This window comes from Streptomyces sp. R44, assembly GCF_041053105.1.
Classification (GTDB): domain Bacteria; phylum Actinomycetota; class Actinomycetes; order Streptomycetales; family Streptomycetaceae; genus Streptomyces.
Genome location: NZ_CP163444.1, coordinates 3,372,572 through 3,391,566, shown reverse-complemented (window position 1 = coordinate 3,391,566; position 18,995 = coordinate 3,372,572). Strand labels below are relative to the sequence as shown.

Below are 18,995 nucleotides of genomic sequence, written 5' to 3'. Positions count from 1 at the left end.
GATCCAGAACACCATGCGCGCTCAGTTCGTGCTCTCGGAGATCGGCGTCGGTCTCCGCCGCAACCTGACGATGACCTTCGCCGTCATCGTCTCCGTCGCCCTGTCCCTCGCCCTCTTCGGTGGCGCGCTGCTCATGCGCGAGCAGGTCAGCACGATGAAGGACTACTGGTACGACAAGGTCAACGTCTCCATCTTCCTCTGCAACAAGGCGGACGCGGCCACGGCGGCCAAGTGCTCCAAGGGTGCGGCCACCCGCCAGCAGAGGGAGCAGATCGAGGCCGATCTGAAGAAGATGGACATCGTCGAGTCCGTCCATCACGAGACGGCCGACGAGGCCTTCAATCACTACAAGCAGCAGTACGGCGACACCGCCATCGCCTCCGTGGTGACGCCTGATCAGATGCAGGAGTCGGTCCGGGTCAAGCTCAAGGACCCGGAGAAGTACAAGGTCGTCGCCACGGCCTTCGCCGGCCGGGACGGCGTCGAATCCGTCCAGGACCAGCGGAACATCCTGCAGAACCTCTTCGACCTGATGAACGGCATGAACATCGCCGCCCTCGGTGTCATGGGCCTGATGCTGATCATCGCGCTGATGCTGATCGTCAACACGGTCCGCGTCTCGGCCTTCAGCCGCCGCCGCGAGACCGGCATCATGCGGCTGGTCGGCGCGTCCAGCTTCTACATCCAGATGCCGTTCATCATGGAGGCCGCCTTCGCCGGACTCCTCGGCGGCGGCGTCGCCTGCGTGCTGCTGCTCGTCGGCCGGTACTTCCTGATCGACCACGGCATCGCGCTCGCCGAGAAGATGCAGCTCGTCAACTTCATCGGCTGGGACGCCGTCCTCGCGAAGCTGCCGCTGGTGATCGCCATCGGACTCCTCATGCCCGCCGTGGCCGCCTTCATCGCGCTGCGCAAGTACCTGAAGGTGTGACAAGACACTTCTGACGGCGGATGGCGTCGTGCGGACAAAGCCCGTGCGGCGCCATCGCCTTGTCCTAGAGTGGGCGCCATGCCGGCCGGGTCCGCACCCTTCTGTATCCGGCCCCGTGGAGTCGTCCGCGGGGCCGTTCTGACGTTGGTGTTCACCGGGGTGCTCGCCACGGCCGCCGCCACCGGTGTGCTGCCCCGCCAGGAGTCCGCGAGTGCCGAGCGGCGGGCCGTCCCGGCCCGGACGCCGGACGGTGCGACCGTCGACAGTGCCGCGCTCAGCCGGGCCGCCGCCGCGGCCATGGCCGACGGGAAGTCGGGCAAGCAGGCCGCCGAGGAGTTCGTCAGCCGTAGCGGGGACCGCTGGGGCGCGGTGTACGACAAGAGGGAGTACGCCGAGTTCGAGCAGGCCCTCGACGGCACCTACACCGGGGTCGGGCTCTCCGCCGGGCGGTCCGGCGAGGGCGGGGTCCGGGTGACGCGGGTGCAGGCCGGGGGGCCCGCCGAGCGGGCCGGGCTGCGGGTCGGTGACCGGCTCGTGTCCGTCGACGGGCGGTCGGTCGAAGGGCTCTCCGTGTCCGAGGTCGTCTCCCTGCTGCGGGGGGACGGCGTTCCCGGATCGGCCGTCGCTCTGCGCGTCGAGCGCGGCCGGGCCGTGTGGACGCAGACCCTGCGCCGGGCCCGGCTCGCCACGGACCCGGTCACCGTCCGCCGTCTCGACGACGGGACCGTGCTGATCCGGGTCGCCGCCTTCACCAAGGGCGCCGGCACGCGCGTGCGTGACGCGGTGCGGGCGGCCCCCGCCGGCGCCGGGGTCCTCCTGGACCTGCGGGGCAACTCGGGCGGCCTCGTCGCCGAGGCCGCCGTCGCCGCCTCCGCCTTCCTCGACGGCGGTCTCGTCGCCACGTACGACGTGAAGGGCGAGCAGCGGGCCGTGTACGCGGAGGGCGGCGGCGACACCGGCAGGCCCCTGGTGGCGCTGATCGACGGGGGCACGATGAGCGCGGCCGAGCTGCTCACCGGCGCCCTCCAGGACCGGGGGCGGGCGGTCACGGTGGGCTCGCGGACCTTCGGCAAGGGGTCGGTGCAGATGCCGAGCGCCCTGCCCGACGGCTCGGTCGCCGAGCTGACCGTCGGCCACTACCGCACCCCCGCGGGGCACGCGGTCGACGGCCGTGGCATCGCGCCGGACCTGGCGGTGGGGGAGCGGGCCGAGGAGCGGGCGAGAACGGTATTGAGTGGCCTCGGAGGGGGCTCGTAGTGCGAAAATGAGCGCACTATGGCAAAGGGACTCGTGAACGTGCAGGGCAAGCCTGCGAAGAAGACGGACAAGGCGCCGGAGCGCAAGCTCATCGCGCAGAACAAGAAGGCGCGGCACGACTACCACATCATCGACACCTACGAGTGCGGTGTGGTGCTCATGGGCACCGAGGTGAAGTCGCTGCGCATGGGCCGGGCCTCGCTGGTGGACGGCTTCGTCCAGATCGACGGCCACGAGGCGTGGCTGCACAACATCCACGTGCCCGAGTACATGCAGGGCAGCTGGACCAACCACCACGCGAAGCGGAAGCGGAAGCTGCTGCTGCACCGGGCCGAGATCGACAAGCTGGAGTCGAAGTCGCAGGAGACGGGTCACACGATCGTGCCCCTCTCGCTGTACTTCCTGAACGGCCGGGTGAAGTGCGAGATCGCGCTGGCCAAGGGCAAGAAGGAGTACGACAAGCGGCAGACGCTGCGGGAGAAGCAGGACACGCGCGAGACGAACCGGGCGATCGCGTCGGCCCGTCGGCGGCAGCGGGCGGCCCAGGCCGCCGAGCGCGGTTAATACGCTGGCAACCGGACCCGTCGGTCACGTACCATGGGTCCTGCACCCCACAGAGGGTGCGACCTTTGAAAAAACAACATGGGGATGATCGGTTTCGACAGCGGATGTCGAAGCAGTGGGAAGCGTGTCGAGGAAGCGGCAATGATCTCGTAAACCATATGTCGCAACCAATAATCGCCAACACCAAGAGCGATAACTCCCGCTTCGCCCTCGCTGCCTAATTTTAGGTAACGAACAGAAGCCTCTGTGAGGAGCGTCAGCCCGGGGGTGGTCCCGACCCGGATCCTGGCGTCATTCAGGGATCTAAACCTCTCGCCCCGGTCACGGGGGTGGGAGGGAAATCAAACAGTGACTGAGCCCGTTCCGGACTTGTCTGGGTGATCCGGAGGGCTGAGAAACTCGTACCAGACTGCACACGGAGAAGCCCTGATTCTGCACCGTTGGACGCGGGTTCGATTCCCGCCATCTCCACTCATCCCATGTGGGCACAGGCCCGGTGGTCGCGCGAGCGACTGCCGGGCCTTTGTCATGCCGTAAGCCCTCTTGCAGGCTCGGTCTGGGCGGCAGAGCTGATCACCTCGCTGCGCGGCGGCCGACCCCGGTCGTCGCGCACAAGGTCAGGGCCACCGCCGCCGCCGTCACCGGGATCAGGAAGCCGAAGGAGGCGAAGGGCGCGTGGTCGGCGGCCCAGCCGCCGGTGGCCGAACCGGTCGCGATGCCCGCCAGGAGGGCGGTCACGGCGAGGGTCATGCCCTCGTTGAGCTGGGCCGCGGGCGTGAGGCGCTGGACCAGGCCCATGCCCGTCACCATCGTCGGCGCCGTCGCCATGCCCGCCAGGAGGAGGCCGACGGCCAGGGCGTGCAGGAAGCCGGTCGAGGCGGCGAGCAGCGGCATCGCCATCAGGACGGTCATCGCGGCCAGGCAGGTGCGCAGCCGGGCCGTCCGGCGGGCCCGGCCGTAGAGGAGGCCGGCCGCGCAGGAGCCCGCGGCCTGGAGGGCGAGGACCGGTCCCGCGACGGGGCTGTCCACGTACGCGAGGGTGACCACCTCCATGGAGCCGAAGACCGCTCCCGTGGCGAGGAAGACCGCGAGCAGCGGCGCCATGCCGGGGGCGCGCAGCGGGGAGCCGGCCGTGGTGCGGGGGGCGACCGGGGGTTCGGTGGAGCGCTGGGCGGCGAAGACCAGGACGCCGCCGAGGAAGAGGGCGGCCGCGGTGAGCGTGCCCGCCTCCGGGAAGAGCGCCGAGCAGAGGACGGCGGCGAGCACCGGGCCGATCATGTAGCAGAGCTCGTCGGCGGCCTGCTCGAAGGCGTTGGCGGTGTGCAGCGCGTCCGGGTCGTCCCGGAAGAGGTGCGCCCAGCGGGCCCGGGACATGCCGCCCGTGTTGGGGGTGGTCGCGGTGACGGCGGTCGTGAGGAACAGCGCCCAGGCGGGGGCCTTCTCGTGGACGCAGAGCAGCAGGACCAGATGGCCCAGGACCGCGTAGGCGGTGGCCGGGACCGCGATCCTGGCCTGGCCGTACCGGTCGACGAGCCGGGCGATCAGCGGTCCGGTGACGGAGCCGACGGCGAGGCCGGTGGCGGTGACAGCGCCGGCCAGGGCGTAGGAGCCGTACGCCGCCGCGATCATGATCACGGCGCTGACGCCGAACATGCCCATGGGCAGCCGGGCGATCAGGTTCCCGGCGGTGAAGGCGCGGGTGCCGGGGTGGGTGAAGAGGCGGAGGTAGGGGTTGCGGGGGAGGGCGGCGGGCCGGTGGCGGTCGCGGTGGCGGGGGAGGACGGCGGGCCGGTCGCGGTAGCGGGGGGCGAGGGCCGGGCCCGCCGGGGTGAGGGTGAGGTCCGGTTGCGGCATGGACCAAGGCTCCTCGGGCACGGCCGTGCCGGTCCAACACCTTCTCGGTGGCCATTCACGCGCCTGTGTTGTTAAATGCGGCGGTGTCCACCGACCCGCGTCTGCTGCGCGCCTTCACCGCCGTCGCCGAAGAGCTGCACTTCACCCGCGCCGCCGCCCGTCTCTACGTCGCCCAGCAGGCCCTCAGCCGCGACATCCGGCGCCTGGAGCGGGAGTTGGGCGCCGAACTCTTCGTACGGACCACCCGGCAGGTCGCCCTCACCCCCGACGGCGAACGCCTCCTCCCGTACGCCCGCCGGGTGTTGGCCGCCCACGACGAGCTGAGCGACGCCTTCCGCGCCGCGCCCCGGCCGCTCCTCGTCGACCTCAACAGCCCCGACCTCGTCCAGGAGCGCATTCTCCTCCGGGCCCGTGAACTCGCCCCCGAACAGGAGCTGATGGCCCGCTACGAGAGCGGGCTCACCGGCGCCGCGCAGTCCATCCTCGCCGGCCGGATCGACACCTCCTTCGGCCGGTACGGAGGACTCGACGCCCGGCTCCGGTCGCGGCTCGACTCCCAGTTCGTCCGGTACGAGCCGATGGCCGTGGTCCTGCGCGAGGACCACCCCCTCGCCGCGCTGCCCGAGGTGCCGCTCGCCCGCCTCGCCGGCCTGAGGATCTACGCCGGAGCCGGAAACGACCGCACGCCCGAGTGGACCGACCTCGCCGCCCGCCTCTTCGCCGGCCGGGACATCGAGGTCGCCCCGCCCGCACCGCTCGCCGTCGGGCACGAGGAGTTCCGCCGGCTCATGGCCAAGTACGGCGACCCGGTCCTCGCCGTCGTCGACTTCCCGTCCATGCCGAACTGCGTGATCCGGCCACTCGTCGACCCCGTCCCCCTCTCACCCGTGAGCCTCGTGTGGCGCAAGGGACTCCGCCACCCCGGCCTGGACGCCCTGCGCCGGGCCGCCGCGGAGCTGGGCGCCCGGGAGAGCTGGCTGGAGCGCCCGCCCGGCTCCTGGCTGCCCGAGGGCGAGCCCGGCCTGCCCGCGTAGAGCGGGGGCGCTCACAGGGGAGTCGTACGCCGGGTGAGAGCAAGGTTCCGCCACCGTCACCTCACGGCACCGGCCTGAAACGCGCCCTTCCTACCGTCGGTCGCATCAGGATCCGACTCCGTGGAGGTGCGAGATGGGTGGCCGCTGGATCGAACGCTGGGAACCGGAGGACGAGACCTTCTGGCGGGAGAAGGGGGAGAAGATCGCCCGGCGCAATCTGCTCTTCTCCGTGCTCTCCGAGCACATCGGCTTCTCCGTATGGAGCCTCTGGTCGGTCATGGTCCTCTTCATGGGCCCGCAGTACGGGGTCGACCCGGCCGGGAAGTTCTTCCTGATCGCCACCGCGACCTTCACCGGCGCTCTGATCCGGATCCCGTACACCTTCGCCGTCGCCCGCTTCGGCGGCCGGAACTGGACGGTCGTCAGCGCTCTGCTGCTCCTGCTGCCCACCGCCCTCGCCTTCGCGGTGATGCGGCCCGGCACCTCGTACACGACCTTCGTCCTGGTGGCGGCGCTCACCGGCGTCGGCGGCGGCAACTTCGCCTCCTCCATGACCAACATCAACGCCTTCTTCCCGCTCCGGAAGAAGGGCTGGGCCCTCGGCCTCAACGCCGGCGGCGGCAACATCGGCGTCCCCGTCGTCCAGCTCGTCGGCCTCCTCGTCATCGGCACCGCCGGGGCACTGCACCCCCGGATCGTCCTCGGCGTCTACCTGCCGCTGATCGTCGTCGCCGCCGTCTGCGCCGCGCTCTTCATGGACAACCTCGCCCCGGTGAAGAACGACACCGGCGCCGCGAAGGAGGCCGTGAGGGCCCGGCACACCTGGATCATGGCCTTCCTCTACATCGGCACCTTCGGCTCCTTCATCGGCTACAGCTTCGCCTTCGGCCTCGTCCTCCAGACCCAGTTCGGCCGCACCCCGCTCCAGGCCGCCTCGCTCACCTTCATCGGCCCGCTCCTCGGCTCCCTCATCCGGCCCGTCGGCGGCACCCTCGCCGACCGGCACGGCGGCGCCCGCATCACCCTGTGGACCTTCGCCGCGATGGCCACCGCGACCGCCGTCGTGATCTACGCCTCCGTGATCGAGTCCCTCGCCGTCTTCCTCGTCGGCTTCATCGGGCTCTTCGTCCTCAGCGGGCTCGGCAACGGCTCCACGTACAAGATGATCCCGGCGATCTTCCTCGCCCAGGGACACCGCAAGGGCCTCGCGGGCGAGGCCGCCGAAGCCTACGGACGACGGCTCTCCGGGGCCTCCATGGGCCTCATCGGAGCCGTCGGCGCGCTCGGCGGACTCGGCATCAACCTCGCCTTCCGCCAGTCCTTCCAGACCGCCGGCACCGGCACCGGCGCCTTCGTCGCCTTCCTCGCCTTCTACGCGGCCTGCATGGTCGTCACCTGGGCGGTATACCTTCGGGCCCCGGCCGCCGTCCCCGAGACCGCCGCCGCGGTCACGGAGCCGGAGCCCCGGTCCGGCTACGCTCGGGTGTGACCCCCCATGCCCGGCGCGGACCGTAACGACCAGGAAATACGGGCGAACCGAGACCGTCACGCGTCCCCGTCAGGCTCAGGCCCCATGGACGAGCAAGAACACGGCCCCCTCGCCGGCTTCACCGTCGGCGTCACCGCGGCACGCCGCGCCGACGAGCTGATCGCGCTGCTGCGGCGGCGCGGCGCGGCCGTCGTCCACGGCCCCGCCCTGCGGATCGTCCCCCTGGCCGACGACACCGAGCTCCTCGCCGCCACCAAGGAACTCATCGGCCACGCCCCGGACGTCGTCGTCGCCACCACGGCGATCGGCTTCCGGGGCTGGGTCGAGGCGGCGGAGGGCTGGGGGTACGGGGAGGAGCTCCTCGACGTGCTGCGTCGTGTGGAGCTCCTCGCCCGGGGCCCCAAGGTCAAGGGCGCCGTACGGGCCGCCGGACTCACCGAGTCCTGGTCGCCCTCCTCGGAGTCCATGGCCGAGGTCCTCGACCGGCTCCTCGCCGAAGGCGTGGCCGGTCGGCGGATCGCGCTCCAGCTGCACGGGGAGCCCCTGCCCGGCTTCGTGGAGGCCCTGACGGCGGGCGGCGCGGAGGTCGTCGGCGTCCCCGTCTACCGGTGGATGCCGCCCGAGGACATCGGGCCGCTCGACCGGCTCCTCGACGCGACGCTCGCGCGGGGCCTCGACGCGGTGACCTTCACCAGCGCGCCGGCCGCCGCCTCCCTCTTCTCCCGGGCGGCGGAGCGGGGGGTACGGGACGACCTCGTCGCCGCGCTCCGGCACGACGTGCTCGCGGTGTGCGTGGGGCCCGTGACGGCGCTGCCGCTGCAGGCGGAGGGCATCGACACGTACCAGCCCGAGCGGTTCCGGCTCGGGCCGCTCGTGCAGCTCCTCTGCCGGGAGCTTCCCGGGCGGGCGCGGGTCCTGCCGGTCGCCGGGCACCGGGTCGAGGTCCGCGGGCACGCGGTCCTCGTCGACGGCGCCCTGCGGCCCGTCCCGCCCGCCGGGATGGCCCTCCTCGGCCTCCTGGCCCGCCGGCCCGGCTGGGTCGTCTCCCGCGCCGACCTCCTCCGCGCCCTGCCCGGCGCGGGGCGCGACGAACACGCCGTGGAGACGGCGATGGCCCGCCTCCGCACGGCCCTCGGCACGCCGAAGCTGATCCAGACGGTGGTGAAGCGGGGGTATCGGCTGGCGCTGGACGCGTCCCCGGAGTCGAAGTACGACGGCTAGGCCCCCGTTGTGGGCGCGCTTCCGCCGTTGTGGGCAGGCGTTCCGCAAGGGGCGGAACGGGTGGGCACAACGGAACGGCGCCCTTGCCGGCGCCAGAGGCTTACGCGCCCTGACCCGCACCACGTTGGGCGCCGCGCATCGGGTTCGGGTCCAGGCGCGGAACGCGGAGGCGCCGCTCGGCGCGCCGTCCCGTGTGCCCACCCGTCCCGCCCCAGCGGGACGATTGCCCACACGGGGGTGGGTGGGGGCACCGCCCAGTACGGGCGCGGGCCCACACGGGGGTGGGTGGGGGCACCGCCCAGCACCGGCGCGGGCCCACACGGGCGGGCGTGCGGGCCCCGCGCCTGACACGGTGCCCCCTCGTGGCGTACGCTCGACGGCTGCCCAGTGCACGTGAGAAGGGGGCCTTAGGTGGCCGCGCAGGAAGCCGTGGACACGGTCAGAGACCGTGAGATCGGTGTCGAGCAGGAACATCTGGATCAGGTCTACCGCCGACTGGAGGAGAAGATCCACGAGGCGGAGTTCCTGATGAACGACGCCGCCCAGCGGGGCCAGGTCGGCACGCCCGGCGCCCTCGCCGAGCGTGACGCCCAGGTCTTCCGGGCCGGCATCCACCTCAACCGGCTCAACAACGAGTTCGAGGACTTCCTCTTCGGCCGGATCGACCTCCTGTACGGCAAGGACGGGAAGAAGGGGCCCGACGGGGCCTACACCTCCGTCGAGCCCGCCGAGGACGCCGTACGGCCCGACAACACCGCCGAGATCGGCGAGACCCTCCACATCGGGCGGATCGGCGTCCTCGACGCCGACTACTCGCCGCTCGTCATCGACTGGCGCGCGCCCGCGGCCGCGCCCTTCTACCGGTCCACGCCCGTCGACCCCGGCCGCGTCGTGCGCCGTCGCGTCATCCGCTCCAAGGGCCGCCAGGTCCTCGGCGTCGAGGACGACCTGATGCGTCCCGAGCTCCGCGCCACCCTCGACGGCCGCGAGCTGCCCGTGATCGGCGACGGCGCCCTGATGGCCGCCCTCGGCCAGGCCCGCAGCCACACCATGCGGGACATCGTGTCCTCCATCCAGGCCGAGCAGGACCTGGTCATCCGCGCGCCCGCCGCCTCCGTCACGTACGTCGAGGGCGGACCGGGGACGGGGAAGACGGCGGTCGCGCTGCACCGGGCCGCCTATCTGCTCTACCAGGACCGGCGGCGGTACGCGGGCGGCATCCTCATCGTCTCCCCGACCCCGCTCCTCGTCTCGTACACCGAGGGCGTCCTGCCCTCCCTCGGCGAGGAGGGCCAGGTCGCGATCCGTGCCGTCGGCTCGCTCGTCGACGGCGCCGAGGCCACCGCGTACGACGAGCCCGCCGTCGCCCGCGTCAAGGGCTCCTCCCGCATGGTCCATGTGCTGCGGAAGGCGGCCAGGGGCGCCCTGGAGAGCCCGGACGCCCCGCAGCTCCTGCGCGTCGTCGCCTTCGGGCGGCGGCTCGAACTGGAAGCCGACGAGCTCCGCCGCATCCGGCACAACGTCCTCGGCGGCACCGCCCCCGTCAACCTCCTGCGGCCCCGCGCCCGCCGGCTCCTCCTCGACGCGCTGTACGCCAAGTCCGGCGCCGCCGGCCGGCACAGCGACCCCGAGCTCGCCGCCGAGCTGCGCTCCTCCTTCGACGAGGACGTCTCGACGGAGGACTCGTTCCTCGGCTTCCTCGACGCCTGGTGGCCCGAGCTCACTCCCCGTCAGGTCCTCGACGCGATGGCCGACGAGCGGCGGCTCGGCCGCTGGGCCCGCCGGATCCTCAACCCGGGCGAGGTGCGGCGGCTCGCGCGTTCGCTGCGCCGCCGGGAGCTGTCCGTCCACGACGTCGCCCTCCTCGACGAGCTGAACACCCTGCTCGGCGCCCCGGCCCGGCCCCGCAAGAAGCGGGAGTACGACCCGCTGGACCAGCTCACGGGCCTGGAGGAGCTGATGCCCGTACGGGAGGAGACCCAGCGGGAGCGGGCCGAGCGGCTCGCCGCGGAGCGCACCGAGTACGCGCACGTGATCGTCGACGAGGCCCAGGACCTGACGCCCATGCAGTGGCGGATGGTCGGGCGGCGCGGCCGGCACGCCACCTGGACGGTCGTCGGCGACCCGGCGCAGTCCTCCTGGTCGGATCCGGACGAGGCCGCCGAGGCCCGGGACGAGGCCCTCGGCTCCCGGCCGCGGCGCCGCTTCGAGCTCACCGTGAACTACCGGAACCCGGCGGAGATCGCCGAGCTCGCCGCCAAGGTCCTCGCGCTCGCCATGCCGGGCAAGGAATCGCCGCGCGCCGTCCGCTCCACGGGCGTCGAGCCCCGCTTCGTACCGGTGCCGGAGAAGGGCGATCTGGCCGAAACCGTACGTTTGGAAGCGGAGCGGCTGCTCACCCAGGTGGACGGAACCGTCGGTGTCGTCGTCGCCATGAACCGGCGGGACGAGGCCGCGCGCTGGCTCGCCGGCCTCGGCGACCGGGTGGTCGCCCTCGGCTCCCTGGAGGCGAAGGGGCTGGAGTACGACGCGACGGTGGTCGTCTCGCCCGCCGAGATCGCGGACGAGTCCCCGGCCGGCCTGCGGGTCCTGTACGTGGCCCTCACCCGGTCCACGCAGGCGCTCACGGTGCTCGCGGGCGACCGTGACATGCCGGACGAGGCGGGGGTCCCGGACCTGCTGCGGGACTGATCCGGTCCCCGCTCCGGCGGGGCAGGACGCCGATTTCAGGTCAACCTGTGGCGCTGGAATCACCAGGCAGGGTGGTTTGTTAGCCTTGTCGTGGCACCGGCTCGATCCAAGCCCCCGGGCCCAACCTTCGTCCCTCAGAGGGACCACTTGCCGCGAGGCGAGCATGGCGGGTCGGTGCCACTTAGATGTACGTACGAAGTTGAGGCTCCCGTCACCACTGGTGACGGGAGCCTCTTCTGTTTCCCCGACGGTTCTCGTATGGTGGAAACTACTTTCCGAAAACAAAATGACCGCATTACCTGCTACCGGCAGGTAGGTGCGACCATCGGAGGGCGCCGCCAGGCAACCAGCCGGGGCGGCGTAGCAACGAAGCTCAGGGAAAGCAGAGGAACTCGGCCATGGCAACGGCGCCCAGCGTCTCGTACTCGATGACGGTCCGGCTGGAGGTTCCCGCCAGCGGAACCGCGGTCTCCCAGCTCACCACGGCGGTGGAGTCCCACGGCGGATCCGTCACCGGCCTCGACGTGACCGCCTCCGGCCACGAGAAGCTCCGCATCGACGTCACCATCGCCGCGACCTCCACCGCGCACGCCGACGAGATCGTCGCGCAGCTGCGCACCATCGAGGGCGTCGTCCTCGGCAAGGTCTCCGACCGTACGTTCCTGATGCACCTCGGCGGCAAGATCGAGATGGCGTCGAAGCACCCCATCCGCAACCGTGACGACCTCTCCATGATCTACACCCCGGGCGTCGCCCGCGTGTGCATGGCGATCGCCGAGAACCCCGAGGACGCCCGCCGCCTCACCATCAAGCGCAACACCGTCGCGGTCGTGACCGACGGCTCCGCCGTCCTCGGCCTGGGCAACATCGGCCCGATGGCCGCGATGCCGGTCATGGAGGGCAAGGCGGCCCTGTTCAAGCGCTTCGCCGACATCGATGCCTGGCCGCTCTGCCTGGACACCCAGGACACCGACGAGATCGTCGCGATCGTCAAGGCGATCGCCCCGGGCTTCGCGGGCATCAACCTGGAGGACATCTCCGCGCCCCGCTGCTTCGAGATCGAGGCCCGGCTGCGCGAGGCCCTCGACATCCCCGTCTTCCACGACGACCAGCACGGCACCGCCATCGTCGTCCTCGCCGCCCTCACCAACGCGCTGCGCGTGGTCGGCAAGGGCATCGGCGACGTACGGGTCGTCATGTCCGGTGCCGGCGCGGCCGGTACGGCCATCCTGAAGCTGCTGATCGCGGCGGGCGTCAAGCACGCCGTCGTCGCCGACATCCACGGTGTCGTGCACGCGGGCCGCGAGGACCTGGTCGACGCCGCCCCCGGCACCCCGCTGCGCTGGATCGCCGACAACACCAACCCCGAGGGCGTCACCGGCACCCTCAAGCAGGCCGTCGTCGGCGCGGACGTGTTCATCGGCGTCTCGGCGCCGAACCTGCTCGGCGCGGAGGACGTCGCCGCCATGGCGGAGGGCGCCATCGTGTTCGCGCTCGCGAACCCCGACCCGGAGGTCGACCCGGCCGCCGCGCGGCAGACCGCCGCCGTCGTCGCCACCGGCCGTTCGGACTTCCCGAACCAGATCAACAACGTGCTCGTCTTCCCGGGCGTCTTCCGCGGTCTGCTCGACGCCCAGTCCCGTACCGTCAACACGGAGATGATGCTGGCGGCGGCCACCGCCCTCGCCGACGTGGTCACCGAGGACGAGCTCAACCCGAACTACATCATCCCGTCGGTCTTCAACGACAAGGTCGCCGGCGCGGTCGCCGGAGCCGTCCGGAACGCGGCGAAGGCCGCGGGTTCGGGCACGGCGCCCGGCGGGCGCTGACGGCGCGTCGCGATTCGCGGAGCCGTAAACCCGCCTTTAGGGTGGCGTTTCGGCTCCGCGCGGTTTTCGCGGCGTCGACAGAACGTCACCACCACGGGGCTCGGGCGCTTTTCGTGTGACCCGCGGGGGTGCCGGATTGGCGTTCCCGCCGCTGGTGGGGGCAGGATGCGTGTTTGGGCGCGAGGGTCTGTCGTTTGACCCGGGTCCGGGGACTGTCCGAGGGCCCTGGCAGCATCGGCTTCGCTGTACCCAATCGCGCGGCTTCCGCCGCGTGGCACGCCTCACAGGCAAGAAGAACACGGGAGTAACAACATGAACCGCAGTGAGCTGGTGGCCGCCCTGGCCGACCGCGCCGAGGTGACCCGCAAGGACGCCGACGCCGTGCTGGCCGCTCTCGCCGAGACCGTCGGTGAGGTCGTCGCCAAGGGTGACGAGAAGGTCACCATCCCCGGCTTCCTGACCTTCGAGCGCACCCACCGTGCCGCTCGCACCGCTCGTAACCCGCAGACCGGCGACCCGATCGACATCCCGGCCGGCTACAGCGTGAAGGTCTCCGCGGGCTCGAAGCTCAAGGAAGCCGCCAAGGGCAAGTAAGGCGGCCTGGAGGCGCAGAAAGGGCGGCCACCCTGTCAGGGGGTGGCCGCCCTTTCGTTCGTGCCTGTACGGGCCCGTGGCGCCTCGCGGGGCGCCACGGGCCCGTGGCGCACTACACCAGCGCGCTGCCCGGGAGCTCGACCTTCGCGCCCAGCTCGACGAGCTTCTCCATGAAGTTCTCGTAGCCGCGGTTGATCAGGTCGATGCCGTGGACCCGGCTCGTGCCCTGGGCGGCGAGGGCCGCGATCAGGTACGAGAAGCCGCCGCGCAGGTCGGGGATGACCAGGTCGGCGCCCTGGAGCCGGGTCGGGCCCGACACGACCGCGGAGTGCAGGAAGTTCCGCTGGCCGAAGCGGCAGTCGGAGCCGCCCAGGCACTCGCGGTACAGCTGGATGTGGGCACCCATCTGGTTCAGCGCGGAGGTGAAGCCGAGCCGGGACTCGTACACCGTCTCGTGCACGATGGAGAGGCCGGAGGCCTGCGTCAGGGCCACGACCAGCGGCTGCTGCCAGTCCGTCTGGAAGCCCGGGTGCACGTCCGTCTCCAGGTGGATCGCGTTGAGCGAGCCGCCCGGGTGCCAGAAGCGGATGCCCTCGTCGTCGATCTCGAAGGCGCCGCCGACCTTCCGGTACGTGTTGAGGAAGGTCATCATCGAGCGCTGCTGGGCGCCGCGCACGTAGATGTTGCCCTCGGTGGCCAGCGCCGCCGACGCCCAGGAGGCCGCCTCCAGGCGGTCCGGGAGCGCCCGGTGGGTGTAGCCGTCGAGGCGGTCGACACCGGTGATCCGGATGGTCCGGTCGGTGTCCATGGAGATGATCGCGCCCATCTTCTGCAGGACGCAGATCAGGTCCTCGATCTCGGGCTCCACGGCCGCGTTCGACAGCTCGGTGACGCCCTCGGCGAGGACGGCGGTGAGCAGCACCTGCTCGGTCGAGCCGACCGAGGGGTACGGGAGGCGGATCTTGCAACCGCGAAGACGCTGCGGGGCCTCCAGGTACTGTCCGTCGGCGCGCTTCTCGATGGTCGCGCCGAACTGGCGGAGCACGTCGAAGTGGAAGTCGATGGGCCGGCCGCCGATGTCGCAGCCGCCCAGGCCCGGGATGAAGGCGTGGCCGAGGCGGTGGAGCAGGGGGCCGCAGAAGAGGATCGGGATGCGCGACGAACCGGCGTGGGCATCGATGTCAGCGACGTTCGCGGACTCGACGTGCGTCGGGTCGAGGACGAGCTCGCCGGGCTCCTCGCCCGGGCGGACCGTCACTCCGTGCAGCTGGAGCAGCCCGCGGACCACGCGGACGTCACGGATGTCGGGAACGTTGCGCAGGCGGCTGGGGCCGCTGCCGAGCAGGGCGGCGACCATCGCCTTGGGCACGAGGTTCTTCGCGCCGCGGACGCGGATCTCGCCCTCCAGCGGGGTTCCGCCGTGGACAAGCAGGACATCGTCTGTGCCGGTCATGAATCTCGCGTTCCGAAAGTGGGGTCCGACGGGTGGCCAGAGAAAAGGGTAAGGGGCCATGAGACCCCGATCGGGTGCCTCATGGGGCCTGTCAGATGTAATGAATTCGGCACAACACCCTCTGTTCCCGTGATCTTGCGGAGCGTCACCGTCCGCTTGTCCCCGAGGGGCGGCCCGGCACCGCGGCCCTGTCGGTCCTGAACTGCGGTGGTCCCCGCCTTCCCGCCATCCCGTCCGACAACCCTCCGCGAACGCCGAAGATGCGGGATCATGTGTCGCATGACCGAGGTGTCCTCGCTCACAGGACGGCTGCTCGTGGCCACCCCCGCGCTGGCGGACCCGAATTTCGACCGCGCGGTGGTCCTGCTGCTCGACCACGACGACGAGGGCTCGCTCGGCGTCGTCCTCAACCGGCCCACGCCCGTCACCGTCGGCGACATCCTCGCCCCCTGGGCGGCCCTCGCCGGCGAGCCCGGCGTCGTCTTCCAGGGCGGCCCCGTCTCGCTCGACGCGGCCCTCGGCGTCGCCGTCATCCCCGGCGACGAGGGCCCCCTCGGCTGGCGCCGGGTGTACGGCGCGATCGGCCTGGTCGACCTGGAGACCCCGCCCGAGCTGCTCGGGCCGGCGCTCGGTTCGCTGCGGATCTTCGCGGGGTACGCGGGCTGGGGCCCCGGCCAGCTGGAGTCCGAGCTCGGCGACGGGGCCTGGTACGTGGTCGAGTCGGAGCCCGGTGACGTCTCCTCGCCGCGCCCCGAGACGCTCTGGCGGCAGGTGCTGCGACGGCAGCGCGGTGAACTCGCGATGATTGCGACATATCCGGACGATCCATCCCTCAACTGACGTTCCGGCACCCCGGAGAAGGGCCTTGCCGTTGGGGCGTCCGCGTGTGCGATACGTGGTTTGGGTGACGTGTGTCTGTTCGTAGGGCGACGCGCTACGTACGATGATCCGACTTCGCAGAGCCCACAGTGCGCACATATGCGCCCAGACGATCAAGAGATGACCACGTGTCTGTCATAACCGATGCCCGGAGCGGCCGGGCCTCGGCACGGGTGCCCGCCGAATCGGCCGGATCCGTGCTGCCCACCCGCCTCGACTCGCTCACGAGTCTGAGGTTCTTCGCCGCCTTCGCGGTGTTCGCCCACCACTTCACCGGTGTGGGCGGCAAGACGGGCTACGGACGCGCCCCCTCCATCTTCCCGTACTCGGAGATGGGTGCCCACGGGGTCACCTTCTTCTTCGTCCTCTCGGGCTTCCTGCTGACCTGGGTGTACAAGCCGTACGAGCACCCGGTCGCGTTCTACATACGCCGGGTGGCGCGCATCTGGCCGGCGACCCTGGTCGCCGCCGTGCTGGCCTACTACGTCTTCTACGTCCGGGCCCACGAGGCCGTGGAGTGGAAGTCGTTCATCGCCTCGCTCTTCCTCGTGCAGAACTGGCTCCCCGAGGCCACCCCGACGCTTCCCGGCAACCCGGTGACCTGGACCCTCAGCGTCGAGATCCTCTTCTACGCCCTGTTCCCGCTGCTCGCCCGCTTCGTCGTCCGGATGCGCACCCCGCTCCTGGTCGGGCTGACCGTCGCCGGCCTCGTCGGCATGTGGGCGGTCAACTGGTGGGCCTTCGACAGCCTGGCCCCCGAGACGGCCCGCTGGGTCATGCGCCACCCCGCCGTCTACCTGCCGCAGTTCCTCGTCGGCATGACGGTCGCCCTGCTGATCCGCCGCGGCCTCCGCGTCCCGCTGCGCCCGATCGTGCCGCTCGCGCTGCTGGCCGCCTACGTCTACGGCTACTTCCAGCTGCGCGCCCACCTGTCCGCCGCCTACGACGCGCAGCTGGAGTACACGCTCCGGCCCACGCTCGCCGTGCTCGCCGCGCTGGTCATCATCGCGTTCGTGCAGCGGGAGCTCGGCGGCCACCGCGGTCTCCTCAACAAGAAGCCGCTCATCCTGCTGGGCGTGTGGTCGTACAGCTTCTACCTGCTGCACCACTCGGTGAGCCGCTTCGCCACGTACGAGTGGGGACGGACCGCGGACAAGGACTCGGCGCTCTTCGCGATGCTCGGGATGGGCCTCGTCATCCTGGCGATGTCCTGGGCGCTCTACCGTTTCGTCGAGGAGCCCGCCAACCGCTGGCTCGTCCGCCGCATCCCCGCCCGCTGGCGGCGTACGGCCCCGTCCGTCCCCGTCGCCCAGCACACGCCGTGAGCGCCCCCCTCGGGTCTCCGGTTCCCGCGCGGGCGTGGGTACCCTTGGCGGTTATGAGCACTCTCGAGCCCGAGCGCGGGGCAGGTACGGGAACCCTCGTCGAGCCGACGCCGCAGGTGTCCCACGGTGACGGCGACCACGAGCGCTACGCCCACTACGTCCAGAAGGACAAGATCATGGCGAGCGCCCTCGACGGCACGCCCGTCGTGGCGCTGTGCGGAAAGGTCTGGGTACCGGGGCGCGACCCCAAGAAGTACCCGGTCTGTCCGATGTGCAAGGAGATCTACGACTCCATGGGCGCGGGCGGCGACAAGGACAAGGGCGGCAAGGACAAGTAGCCGTGCCGCCCTGACGTCGGGGCAAGCCCTCAGCGGCCCCCGTCGCGCGTACTTCGGTACGTGCGACGGGGGCCGTTTCGCGTTGCACGGGCTGCTTTCGCCGGTCACGGAGTGGTTGAGGTGGTCGAGACCTCTTGTCGGCCCGCCGGAGACGCGCCTAACCTCACGCGTGTTGTGCAGCACGAAACGCTCATTGCATATGTTGCAACGCACGCATTCGGAGGGGACCCGTCGTGACGTCCATGAAGTCCGCCATCACCGCCGCCGCACTCCTGCTCGCCTGCCTCACCGCCACCGCCTGCGCGCCCCAGACGTCCGGCGGCACCGCCGCGGCCGACGAGAAGAGCGGGACCCTGCGCGTCTGGCTCTTCCAGGAGGTGAGCAACAAGCCCAAGGAACAGGTCGTCCGGCAGGCCGTCGCCGCCTTCGAGAAGAGCCACGCGGGCGCGAAGGTCGAGATCGAGTACATCCCCGTCGAGACCCGCGCCCAGCGCGTCAAGGCCGCCTTCAACGACCCCGCCTCGGCGCCCGACCTCATCGAGTACGGCAACACCGACACCGCCGGATACGTCAAGGACGGCGGACTCGCCGACATCAGCGCCGAGTTCGCCGCCTGGGACGAGGCCGAGGACACCGACCCCACCGCCAGGCAGTCCGTCACCGTCGCCGGCAAGGTCTACGGCGCCCCGCTCTTCGTCGGCGTCCGCGCCCTGTACTACCGCACCGACGTGTTCCGGGAGCTCGGCCTCACCGCCCCCAGGACCCAGGCCGAACTCGTCACCACCGCCAAGAAGATCCGCAAGGCCAGGCCCGAGCTGTACGGCATCGCCGTCGGCGGCGCCTACACCTACGGCGCCATGCCCTTCGTCTGGGCCGCCGGCGGCGAACTCGCCACCGCGAACGGCACCACGTACAAGGCCGCCGTCGACAGCGAGGCCGCCCGCCAGGGCATCAGCACGTACGCCTCCCTCTTCGGCGACGACAACTGCCCGGCCGCCAAGTGCGCCCAGATGGGCGGCAACGCCACCGTCACCGCCTTCGCCTCCGGCAAGGCCGGCATGGCCATCGGCGGCGACTTCAGCCACGCCGCCGTCGAGGCCGGCACCGTCAAGGGCAGGTACGCCGTCGTCCCGCTGCCCGGCACCACCCCCGGCTCCATCGCCCCCGCCTTCGCCGGCGGCAACAACATCGGCGTCCTGAAGAGCACCTCCCACCGCACCCTCGCCGTCGACCTCCTCAAGTCCCTCACCGGCAAGGAGACCCAGGGCAGGCTGTTCGACGCGATGGGCTTCCTGCCCACGTACACCGACGTCCGCACCGCCGCCGCCCAGCGCCGGCCCTTCGTGAAGCCCTTCATCGACACCCTCGGCGCCGGCACCAGGTTCGTCCCCGCGTCCCCCGGCTGGAGCAAGATCGACGCCTCCCTCGTGCTGCCCACGATGTTCCAGGAGGTCGTCAGCGGCCGTAAGGACGTCACCACGGCCTCCGGCGACGCCGCGAAGAAGATGGATGCGGCGTTCGCGGCGGCGGGCTGAG

15 protein-coding genes and 1 other RNA gene are annotated in these 18,995 nt (G+C 71.4%); 14 read left to right on the top strand and 2 right to left on the bottom strand.

All coding sequences use genetic code 11. From position 1 onward, the window contains the following. Window positions 1-13 precede the first annotated feature (13 nt). From ftsX to ssrA, 4 genes are all read left to right on the top strand, one after another. Window positions 14-931 (top strand): permease-like cell division protein FtsX, encoded by a 918-nt coding sequence (ftsX, locus tag AB5J54_RS15630; protein ID WP_369144524.1) that lies wholly within the window; start codon window positions 14-16, stop codon window positions 929-931. A gap of 78 nt (window positions 932-1,009) precedes the next feature. Further along, entirely contained in the window at window positions 1,010-2,188 is a 1,179-nt protein-coding gene (locus AB5J54_RS15625; RefSeq protein ID WP_369144523.1) for a S41 family peptidase, read from the top strand. Window positions 2,189-2,206: 18 nt separating this feature from the next. Then, window positions 2,207-2,752 (top strand): SsrA-binding protein SmpB, encoded by a 546-nt coding sequence (gene smpB / locus AB5J54_RS15620; protein ID WP_369144522.1) that lies wholly within the window; start codon window positions 2,207-2,209, stop codon window positions 2,750-2,752. 80 nt (window positions 2,753-2,832) lie between these two features. Further along, window positions 2,833-3,226, top strand: a transfer-messenger RNA (tmRNA) gene (ssrA, locus tag AB5J54_RS15615). 99 nt (window positions 3,227-3,325) lie between these two features. Here ssrA and AB5J54_RS15610 read toward each other — a convergent pair. Beyond that, window positions 3,326-4,606, bottom strand: a complete 1,281-nt coding sequence (locus tag AB5J54_RS15610) for an MFS transporter (RefSeq protein ID WP_369144521.1) — start codon at window positions 4,604-4,606, stop codon at window positions 3,326-3,328. An 83-nt stretch (window positions 4,607-4,689) separates the two neighbouring features. Here AB5J54_RS15610 and AB5J54_RS15605 point away from each other — a divergent pair, with 83 nt between their 5' ends. From AB5J54_RS15605 to AB5J54_RS15580, 6 genes are all read left to right on the top strand, one after another. Next, window positions 4,690-5,640: a LysR family transcriptional regulator gene (locus tag AB5J54_RS15605; RefSeq protein ID WP_369144520.1), complete on the top strand. Its 951-nt coding sequence runs from the start codon at window positions 4,690-4,692 to the stop codon at window positions 5,638-5,640. A 133-nt stretch (window positions 5,641-5,773) separates the two neighbouring features. Next, window positions 5,774-7,129: a nitrate/nitrite transporter gene (locus AB5J54_RS15600; protein WP_369144519.1), complete on the top strand. Its 1,356-nt coding sequence runs from the start codon at window positions 5,774-5,776 to the stop codon at window positions 7,127-7,129. A gap of 84 nt (window positions 7,130-7,213) precedes the next feature. Continuing rightward, window positions 7,214-8,350, top strand: a complete 1,137-nt coding sequence (locus tag AB5J54_RS15595; protein ID WP_369144518.1) for a uroporphyrinogen-III synthase — start codon at window positions 7,214-7,216, stop codon at window positions 8,348-8,350. Between the two features lie 411 nt (window positions 8,351-8,761). Continuing rightward, window positions 8,762-11,041 (top strand): UvrD-helicase domain-containing protein, encoded by a 2,280-nt coding sequence (locus AB5J54_RS15590; protein ID WP_369144517.1) that lies wholly within the window; start codon window positions 8,762-8,764, stop codon window positions 11,039-11,041. A 398-nt stretch (window positions 11,042-11,439) separates the two neighbouring features. Then, window positions 11,440-12,870: an NAD-dependent malic enzyme gene (locus tag AB5J54_RS15585; RefSeq protein ID WP_369144516.1), complete on the top strand. Its 1,431-nt coding sequence runs from the start codon at window positions 11,440-11,442 to the stop codon at window positions 12,868-12,870. A 312-nt stretch (window positions 12,871-13,182) separates the two neighbouring features. Continuing rightward, on the top strand, window positions 13,183-13,464 hold the full coding sequence (locus AB5J54_RS15580; RefSeq protein WP_015033921.1) for an HU family DNA-binding protein: 282 nt from the start codon (window positions 13,183-13,185) through the stop codon (window positions 13,462-13,464). A 112-nt stretch (window positions 13,465-13,576) separates the two neighbouring features. On the opposite strand, the gene murA is transcribed toward AB5J54_RS15580, so the two are convergent. Beyond that, the gene (murA, locus tag AB5J54_RS15575; protein ID WP_351191071.1) at window positions 13,577-14,917 is read right to left on the bottom strand and encodes a UDP-N-acetylglucosamine 1-carboxyvinyltransferase; all 1,341 of its coding nucleotides are present in this window, start codon (window positions 14,915-14,917) and stop codon (window positions 13,577-13,579) included. Window positions 14,918-15,196: 279 nt separating this feature from the next. Between murA and AB5J54_RS15570 the strand changes: the two genes are divergently transcribed. From AB5J54_RS15570 to AB5J54_RS15555, 4 genes are all read left to right on the top strand, one after another. Continuing rightward, window positions 15,197-15,757, top strand: a complete 561-nt coding sequence (locus AB5J54_RS15570; protein WP_369144515.1) for a YqgE/AlgH family protein — start codon at window positions 15,197-15,199, stop codon at window positions 15,755-15,757. 167 nt (window positions 15,758-15,924) lie between these two features. After that, on the top strand, window positions 15,925-17,121 hold the full coding sequence (locus AB5J54_RS15565) for an acyltransferase family protein (protein WP_369144514.1): 1,197 nt from the start codon (window positions 15,925-15,927) through the stop codon (window positions 17,119-17,121). A gap of 53 nt (window positions 17,122-17,174) precedes the next feature. Continuing rightward, entirely contained in the window at window positions 17,175-17,459 is a 285-nt protein-coding gene (locus tag AB5J54_RS15560; RefSeq protein ID WP_056558193.1) for a DUF3039 domain-containing protein, read from the top strand. Window positions 17,460-17,701: 242 nt separating this feature from the next. Then, on the top strand, window positions 17,702-18,994 hold the full coding sequence (locus AB5J54_RS15555) for an extracellular solute-binding protein (protein WP_369149341.1): 1,293 nt from the start codon (window positions 17,702-17,704) through the stop codon (window positions 18,992-18,994). Window position 18,995: the final 1 nt, after the last annotated feature.

Bases quoted from the DNA above. Each gene is read 5' to 3' on its own strand.
- AB5J54_RS15585 (WP_369144516.1), top strand. From the start codon at position 11,440: ATGGCAACGGCGCCCAGCGTCTCGTACTCGATGACGGTCCGGCTGGAG.
- AB5J54_RS15610 (WP_369144521.1), bottom strand. From the start codon at position 4,606: ATGCCGCAACCGGACCTCACCCTCACCCCGGCGGGCCCGGCCCTCGCC.
- AB5J54_RS15600 (WP_369144519.1), top strand. From the start codon at position 5,774: ATGGGTGGCCGCTGGATCGAACGCTGGGAACCGGAGGACGAGACCTTC.
- AB5J54_RS15560 (WP_056558193.1), top strand. From the start codon at position 17,175: ATGAGCACTCTCGAGCCCGAGCGCGGGGCAGGTACGGGAACCCTCGTC.
- AB5J54_RS15595 (WP_369144518.1), top strand. From the start codon at position 7,214: ATGGACGAGCAAGAACACGGCCCCCTCGCCGGCTTCACCGTCGGCGTC.
- murA (WP_351191071.1), bottom strand. From the start codon at position 14,917: ATGACCGGCACAGACGATGTCCTGCTTGTCCACGGCGGAACCCCGCTG.
- AB5J54_RS15625 (WP_369144523.1), top strand. From the start codon at position 1,010: ATGCCGGCCGGGTCCGCACCCTTCTGTATCCGGCCCCGTGGAGTCGTC.
- smpB (WP_369144522.1), top strand. From the start codon at position 2,207: ATGGCAAAGGGACTCGTGAACGTGCAGGGCAAGCCTGCGAAGAAGACG.
- ftsX (WP_369144524.1), top strand. From the start codon at position 14: ATGCGCGCTCAGTTCGTGCTCTCGGAGATCGGCGTCGGTCTCCGCCGC.
- AB5J54_RS15580 (WP_015033921.1), top strand. From the start codon at position 13,183: ATGAACCGCAGTGAGCTGGTGGCCGCCCTGGCCGACCGCGCCGAGGTG.
- AB5J54_RS15555 (WP_369149341.1), top strand. From the start codon at position 17,702: ATGAAGTCCGCCATCACCGCCGCCGCACTCCTGCTCGCCTGCCTCACC.
- AB5J54_RS15570 (WP_369144515.1), top strand. From the start codon at position 15,197: ATGACCGAGGTGTCCTCGCTCACAGGACGGCTGCTCGTGGCCACCCCC.